The sequence below is a fragment of the Bariatricus sp. SGI.154 genome, from assembly GCF_050313795.1.
In the GTDB taxonomy this organism is placed as follows: Bacteria; Bacillota; Clostridia; order Lachnospirales; family Lachnospiraceae; genus CAMBRQ01.
In genome coordinates, this window is the sequence record NZ_JBNPMC010000003.1 from 141106 (window position 1) to 148472 (window position 7367).

Here is a 7367-nt window from a genome sequence, read left to right on the forward strand (position 1 = left end):
TGGCATATATTGACACAGTCTAATAACAGAAGGTATGATTATACACTTCTTGCTGCGTTATTTCTGCTTGTGCTCATGGGTCTGGTGATCCTGTACAGCACAAGCGCGTATAATGGCGAAGTGAAGTTCCATGATTCTTTCTACTATCTGAAGAAGCAGGCATTCGCAACGCTGCTTGGAATTGCCGGAATGTTTGTGGTCGCCAATATGGATTATCATATATGGAAACATGTGGCTGTGCTTGGATATTTTACGGCGATTTTGCTGTCAGTGGCAGTCCTGTTCATAGGTGATGAGTATAATGGGTCCAAAAGATGGCTGTCTTTGGGACCTTTTTCTTTTCAGCCGTCAGAATTCGCCAAGGTTGCGGTCATCTTGTTCCTTGCTTATATGGTGACAAAGAATTCCAAAGACATGGGGAAGATGCGAACCATGATTAAGATTATGGTGATGGTTCTGCCGATTGTGGCGCTGGTGGGAGCCAATAACTTAAGCACGGCGATTATTATCCTGGGAATTGCGGTCATCCTGATCTTCGTGGCAAGTCCCAAGTATGGGCAGTTCGTGTTCATGGGGGCCCTAGGAATCGGATTCATGACCATATTCCTGGCACTGGAAAGTTACAGGCTTGAACGGCTGGCAATCTGGAGAAATCCGGAAGCCTATGAAAAAGGATTCCAGACACTGCAGGGACTGTATGCGATCGGTTCCGGAGGGCTGTTCGGGCGGGGGCTTGGACAGAGCATTCAGAAACTGGGGTTCGTTCCGGAGGCGCAGAATGATATGATATTCTCGATTATCTGTGAGGAACTGGGGCTTTTTGGGGCGGGATTCATTATGCTTCTCTTCCTGATTCTGATCTGGCGGTTCTTCGTGATTGCAACCCATGCGAAGGATCTGTTTGGAGCCTTGATCGCTTCGGGAGCGATGGGACATATGATGATCCAGGTGATCTTAAACATAGCGGTGGTTACGAATACAATACCGAATACGGGGATTACGCTGCCCTTCATTAGTTATGGGGGAACCTCGGTGGTATTCCTTTTGGTGGAAATGGGGCTTGTACTCAGTGTATCATCTTTGGTAAAATAAGGAGTGTATCTTGGCAAGGGACGCAGTTCCAAGGGGCAGTATATTCCACGCAAACGGGGCAACATTGCGGTGAACTAACTGCCAACTGCGACTAAGACACTCAGGAGAGCCTTCGTGCCTAAGTCTCCGTAAGCAGTGGATTTCACCTCCATTAAGAGCGCCCCTTGATTGTTTGCTTAGGAATATACTGCCTCTTGAAACTGCTGTGCATTGACAAGGATAGCGGGGGGAGTAGCAGTGGAAGGAGTCGGAGGGGATACATTGAGGTTGTGGGGCGCATGTAAATTGAGTTGTGGTATGGAATGGTGAAAATTTATAAGGGCAGAATATGTCACGAGAATAAGAATGTGTAAAATAGGGAAGTAGATTAGTAGGAGTTTAAGATGGGTAATTTGGAGCAGGAAGAGATGGAGAAGGTACAGAAGAAAAAGAAGAAGTCGCATCGTCTGTATGCGTTTGTTGTGCTGGTGCTGGGAGTTGCGATTATTGCTTTGGGGATTGTGCTTCTCTTTTATGTACAGAAGATAGAGATTAGTGGAAATGAGTATTGTTCGGATCAGGAGATTGTGGATTCGGTGCAGAATGATCAGTATTCGATCAATGCGTTGTATATTGTGGGCAAATATGCTCTGGGCAAGGGAGAGGTGCTGCCTTGTTTTGAGAGTATGAAGGTTGGACTGAAAGCACCGTGGATTGTGAATGTTAAGGTGGAGGAAAAGCCAATTGTAGGTTATGTCCGGAATGGGGATAACTATGATTATTTTGATAAAGAAGGGCTGGTCGTACTGGAATCCTCAGCATTGATTGAGGGACTGCCTCGTATTGACGGGATTGAAGTGAAGGATATCAAGTTATATCAACAGTTGAAGAGTGATGATACGAGGATCTTCGAGGAGATTCTGGAGACTTCTAAAGAAGTGACGAAGTATGAACTGCCTACAGATAAGATTGTATGTAAGGATGACAACATCTATCTGTATATCGGAAAGGTGTGTGTGAATCTGGGAAAAAGTGTATCTTCTGAGCAGATTGCACAGATCAAACCGATCTTAGAAAAACTTGGTGACCAGGAAGGAACCTTGCATCTGGAGAACTATTCGGAAGTCAGTGGGACGATTACCTTTGATATTGGAGAAATTCCGCAAGAAAATTAAGAAAATTAGATAAATTCTATTGATATTTTGCACGAAAGTCTATATTATATAGTATATATGGCAAAGTGAACTCATTTCATTTGCTTTATGTATGGGATGTATAATATATAATAAGGATAACAAAGGAGGAGAAACCCTTGCTAGAAATCAAAACGAACGAATCAGAAGCAGCGGCAAAAATAATTGTTGTTGGAGTCGGCGGCGGTGGCAATAATGCCGTGAACCGAATGATCGACGAGCAGATTGCCGGTGTTGAATTTATTGCAATTAATACAGATAAGCAGGCACTTCAATTGTGTAAAGCCCCAACATTAATGCAGATCGGGGATAAGATCACCAAAGGACTAGGTGCAGGTGCAAGACCAGAGATTGGTGAGAAAGCAGCAGAAGAGAGCGCAGAGGAAGTATCAGCTGCATTAAAAGGTGCAGACATGGTATTCGTAACCTGTGGTATGGGTGGTGGAACCGGAACAGGTGCTACGCCAGTAGTTGCGCGAATTGCAAAAGAGCAGGGAGCATTGACGGTTGGCGTTGTAACGAAGCCATTCCGTTTCGAGTCTAAGACACGTATGAATAATGCTCTTACAGGAATTGAAAAGTTAAAAGAGAGTGTAGATACATTGATCGTTATCCCGAATGACAAGCTGTTGGAAGTTGTAGACAGACGTACAACCATGCCGGAAGCACTGAAGAAAGCGGATGAGGTATTGCAGCAGGGTATTCAGGGTATCACAGACCTTATTAATGTACCTTCACTGATCAATCTTGACTTTGCCGATGTTCAGACAGTTATGACGGACAAAGGTATTGCACATATCGGTATTGGACAAGGCCGTGGTGATGACAAGGCTCTTGAGGCTGTTAAGCAGGCGGTTGCCAGTCCATTGCTTGAGACGACGATTGCGGGAGCTTCCCATGTTATTATTAACGTATCAGGTGATATCACTTTGATGGATGCTTCAGATGCAGCCGAGTACGTACAGGATCTTGCAGGAGAAGATGCGAATATTATCTTTGGTGCGATGTATGATGATTCCAGAGCAGATGAGGCAACAATCACAGTTATCGCAACCGGACTTCATAATGTAGGCGGAAGTGCTTCTAAGTTAAAATCGAGACTTGAGAATCCAAGAGGATCTGCGGTACCGCATACTGCAGCACCGGCACAGGGATATGAAAGACCGGCACACCAGGGAACAGCAGCTCAGAGTTCTTCGAGACTTGACTTCGGGGCAGCACCGAGTGCAGGCAGCGGAACAACGGCAACAACGAGAAGACCGGTAGGAGGAACAGCGCCGACATTGGATACTCCAAGAACACCAACCAGCAAGGTGAAAGAGCAGTCCATTAAGATACCGGATTTCTTTAAGAAATAATATAGTGACTTATGTGATAGAGACTCAGTTACATGCAGAGATGTATGTGACTGAGTTTTTTTGTATAGGAAATTTCGTTCCCTATACAAAAAAATCTCCGAGAGGATGCGCACTACATTCTTTTTTATGTATGATACTCCAATGGAATCTATATATGGGAAATAGATTCGGGAAAATCTGACAGTATCTGACAAAAAAATCTTTTTTATTTCTCAAAATTCTTTCTTTTATGCCAAAAAAAGATACAAAGTCTTGTGGTTTCGATAAAGCAATCGCCACAAATCCATTTCTTCAAAAACTATATCTTGTGGTCGGCATGAACTGTCGAACGAAAATCAAGAATCATTCCATCATCTGACAAAATCTTTTCGCATCGGCTCGTATAATGAATCTTGCGAATGTACCAAATCGATTTAGGATACACAAATGCTTATAAAAATGAAAGAAGGTGGAGCGTGTACTATGAATTATACATAGACGTGTTCTTTGTGGTGAATTTTACGATGGACTATATCCTTCTTGTGCTTGTCCGCAAGATGCTTAAACATTCCGGCTCGTATAGGCGGATCGCTCTTGGAGCGCTGCTTGGGGCATTCCTTACCTGTCTGGTCGTAGTCTCCCCGATTCCCTATGCGTCTGTGAAATTCATACTGTTCCATGGTTTGGTGAATGTTGCAATGGTAATAACAGGGCTTGGAATTAAGGATAGGCTCGACCTGATAAAAGCGTGGCTTCTTCTCTATGCCAGCGGCTTTCTGCTAGGCGGAGTATTCCAGTTTCTTGGGCAGTATGTGCGGATCGGAAGTGTATTCTTCGTGTTGGCAGTGGCCAGTTATTATGTGGTATCCGGCATCTGGAGCCTGATTACCTATCTGGCACGTCAGAGCCAGTACAGGTGCCAGGTAATTCTCTGTCAGGGCGAAAGCCAGTGCCAGGTGCAGGCGTTAATTGACACAGGGAATTGTCTGAAGGATGGAGTTACCGGACAGCCGGTCAGTATTGCCAGCAGGAAGGTGATGAAAGAACTGTACCGGGAAGACAGCACGGTGAAGATACGCTATATTCCCTATCATTCGATTGGAAAGGCAGAGGGGGTCATGCCGGCAATGACATTAGATGGCATGTACGTATGCAGACGGAAAAAACAATGGATTGAAAAACCCCTGATAGCAGTCTGCGAGGAGGAGATGACATCTGATCGTTATGAGGTGATTCTGAATCCTGATATTTTAGATAGTTTGGAGGAATAAATTATGGTGATAAAAGTAGCAGTACCACATCAATTCAAATTAAAAGTGGTTCCGGATTTTCGGACGTTATTGTTCCCGGATAAGAAGGATGTCCATTACATAGGCGGTTCCGATATTCTGCCGGCACCGCTGGATGTCAGCGAAGAGACAGAAGCGATCAACAGTTTGGGTTCGGAAGATGATGAACTGGCGAGAAAACTGCTGATTGAACACAATCTGAGGCTGGTGGTGTATATTGCGAAGAAGTTTGACAATACAGGTGTTGGCGTGGAGGATCTGATTTCTATAGGTACGATTGGATTAATAAAAGCAATTAATACGTTTAACCCGGATAAGAATATCAAACTTGCAACTTACGCGTCCCGCTGTATTGAAAATGAGATTCTGATGTATCTTCGGAGGAATAATAAGACAAAGATGGAGGTATCCATTGATGAACCTCTGAATGTGGATTGGGATGGGAACGAACTCCTGCTGTCAGATATTTTGGGGACGGATGAGGATACTATTTATAAAGATCTGGAAAATGAGGTGGAGAGGAAACTTCTGATAAAGGCAATCAGCCATCTGTCAGGAAGAGAGCGTACGATCATTCAGATGCGGTTCGGGCTTGGGATGCCGGACGGGGAAGAGAGGACGCAAAAGGAAGTGGCTGATATGCTTGGAATCTCGCAGTCGTACATATCAAGGCTTGAGAAGAAGATTATGCAGAGATTGAAGCGGGAGATGGTGAAGTATTCATAATTGCATGTTTGTAGCAAGAGGTTAAAGTCATCGTGGCAACTTGCCGGATAAAGTGATACAATAAAAGAAAAAGGGGTTGGGTATATGAGACTTAGTTTTATTGGGGCAGCCCATGAGGTAACCGGCAGTTGCCATCTCCTGGAGGCGTGTGGCAAGAATATTCTGATTGACTGTGGGATGGAGCAGGGACCGGATCTCTATGAGAATCAGGAACTGCCTGTGACAGCAGGAGAGATTGATTATATTCTCTTAACCCATGCACATATTGATCATTCCGGGAAGATTCCTCTTTTGTGCAAACAGGGCTTCAAAGGAGAGATCGTGACGACATTTGCCACATCGGATTTGTGCAATATTATGCTGCGTGACAGTGCCCATATTCAGGAATTTGAAGCGGAATGGCGGAATCGTAAGGCGAAAAGAAGTGGTCAGGAGATATATGAACCGCTCTATACCATGGCGGATGCCGATGCTGCTATAAAATTGCTTGCGCCATGTGATTACGGACAGCGGATTACACTGTGCGAGGGGATTGATGTGCAGTTCAATGATATGGGGCATCTGCTTGGTTCTGCAAGTATCGAAGTCTGGGTCACGGAAGAGGATGTATCCAGGAAAATCGTATTTTCCGGTGATGTGGGGAATACGAACCAGCCGATCATCAAAGATCCGCAAAATGTAGCAGAAGCAGATTATGTTGTGATCGAATCTACGTATGGAGACAGAACCCACGGGGATGACATACCGGATTATGTGGGAGAGTTTACAAGAATTCTTCGGGAGACATTTGCCAGAGGCGGCAATGTGGTGATTCCGTCTTTCGCGGTAGGGCGTACACAGGAGATCCTATATTTCATCCGGGAGATTAAAGAACGTAACCTCCTGCCGGAGTATGCGGGATTCGAAGTGTATGTGGATAGTCCGCTGGCAATTGAGGCTACGAACGTATTCAATAAGAATGTAAAGTCTTGTTTTGATGAAGAGGCGATGGCATTAGTAGAGCGTGGAATCAATCCATTGCTGTTTCAAGGGCTTAAGACGACGATCACCAGCGAAGAATCTAAGATGATTAATTTTAATGAAAAGCCGAAGGTGATCCTGTCAGCCTCCGGTATGTGTGAGGCGGGACGAATCCGGCATCATCTGAAGCATAACCTGTGGAGATCAGAATGCACGATTTGCTTTGTGGGATATCAGGCTGTCGGAACATTAGGACGGAAACTGATTGAAGGAGCAGAGTGCGTGAAACTATTCGGTGAGACGATTACGGTCAATGCACATATTGAAGTGTTAAAAGGTATCAGCGGTCATGCAGATATGAATGGGCTTCTGAATTGGCTGCGTGGGTTCGAGAAGAAGCCAGAGCGTGTTATTGTGGTACATGGCGAAGATACGGTCACTGATCATTTTGCAGAATTGGTTCAGGAAACGATTGGCTGTCCGGCATTCGCGCCATATTCCGGAGGGGCTGTGGATCTGGTGACGAATACGATTATCACTGAAGGCGTGAAGATGCCAAAGAAAGCAGCAGAAAAACCGGCGAGGGCGAGAGCCGTTACGGCATTCAACCGCGTGGTTGCAGCAGCAAAAAGGCTGCTTGAGGTTGTGTATAAGAACGAAGGATTGGCGAATAAGGATCTTGCCAAATTCGAAACCCAGATTCAGAATCTAGCAGATAAGTGGGATCGGGAGTAGATGGGAATTTAGTTCTTTAAGAGTTGTTTGAGAGTGTACGGCATAGAGGGGAGATG

6 protein-coding genes are annotated in these 7367 nt (G+C 45.0%); all 6 read left to right on the top strand.

Translation table 11 applies throughout. The annotated features are described in order from the left end of the window. The first annotated feature begins 6 nt into the window (after positions 1–6). The 6 genes from ftsW (at position 7) to ACQRBN_RS03410 (ending at position 7311) form a co-directional block, all read left to right on the top strand. On the top strand, positions 7–1092 hold the full coding sequence (gene ftsW, locus ACQRBN_RS03385; RefSeq protein ID WP_427737558.1) for a putative lipid II flippase FtsW: 1086 nt from the start codon (positions 7–9) through the stop codon (positions 1090–1092). 383 nt (positions 1093–1475) lie between these two features. Then, positions 1476–2246, top strand: coding sequence for a cell division protein FtsQ/DivIB (locus ACQRBN_RS03390; RefSeq protein ID WP_427737547.1), 771 nt, complete (start codon positions 1476–1478; stop codon positions 2244–2246). A 137-nt stretch (positions 2247–2383) separates the two neighbouring features. Beyond that, positions 2384–3622 carry a cell division protein FtsZ gene (ftsZ, locus tag ACQRBN_RS03395; protein WP_427737548.1) on the top strand — a complete coding sequence of 413 codons (1239 nt, stop codon included), beginning with the start codon at positions 2384–2386 and terminating at the stop codon, positions 3620–3622. A 455-nt stretch (positions 3623–4077) separates the two neighbouring features. Next, positions 4078–4872, top strand: a complete 795-nt coding sequence (locus ACQRBN_RS03400; RefSeq protein ID WP_427737549.1) for a sigma-E processing peptidase SpoIIGA — start codon at positions 4078–4080, stop codon at positions 4870–4872. 3 nt (positions 4873–4875) lie between these two features. Next, complete coding sequence (sigE, locus tag ACQRBN_RS03405) at positions 4876–5616, top strand: RNA polymerase sporulation sigma factor SigE (RefSeq protein WP_427737550.1); 741 nt, start codon at positions 4876–4878, stop codon at positions 5614–5616. Between the two features lie 84 nt (positions 5617–5700). After that, positions 5701–7311 (top strand): MBL fold metallo-hydrolase RNA specificity domain-containing protein, encoded by a 1611-nt coding sequence (locus tag ACQRBN_RS03410; protein WP_427737552.1) that lies wholly within the window; start codon positions 5701–5703, stop codon positions 7309–7311. Positions 7312–7367 lie beyond the last annotated feature (56 nt).

Bases quoted from the DNA above. Each gene is read 5' to 3' on its own strand.
- ACQRBN_RS03390 (WP_427737547.1), top strand. From the start codon at position 1,476: ATGGGTAATTTGGAGCAGGAAGAGATGGAGAAGGTACAGAAGAAAAAG.
- sigE (WP_427737550.1), top strand. From the start codon at position 4,876: ATGGTGATAAAAGTAGCAGTACCACATCAATTCAAATTAAAAGTGGTT.
- ACQRBN_RS03410 (WP_427737552.1), top strand. From the start codon at position 5,701: ATGAGACTTAGTTTTATTGGGGCAGCCCATGAGGTAACCGGCAGTTGC.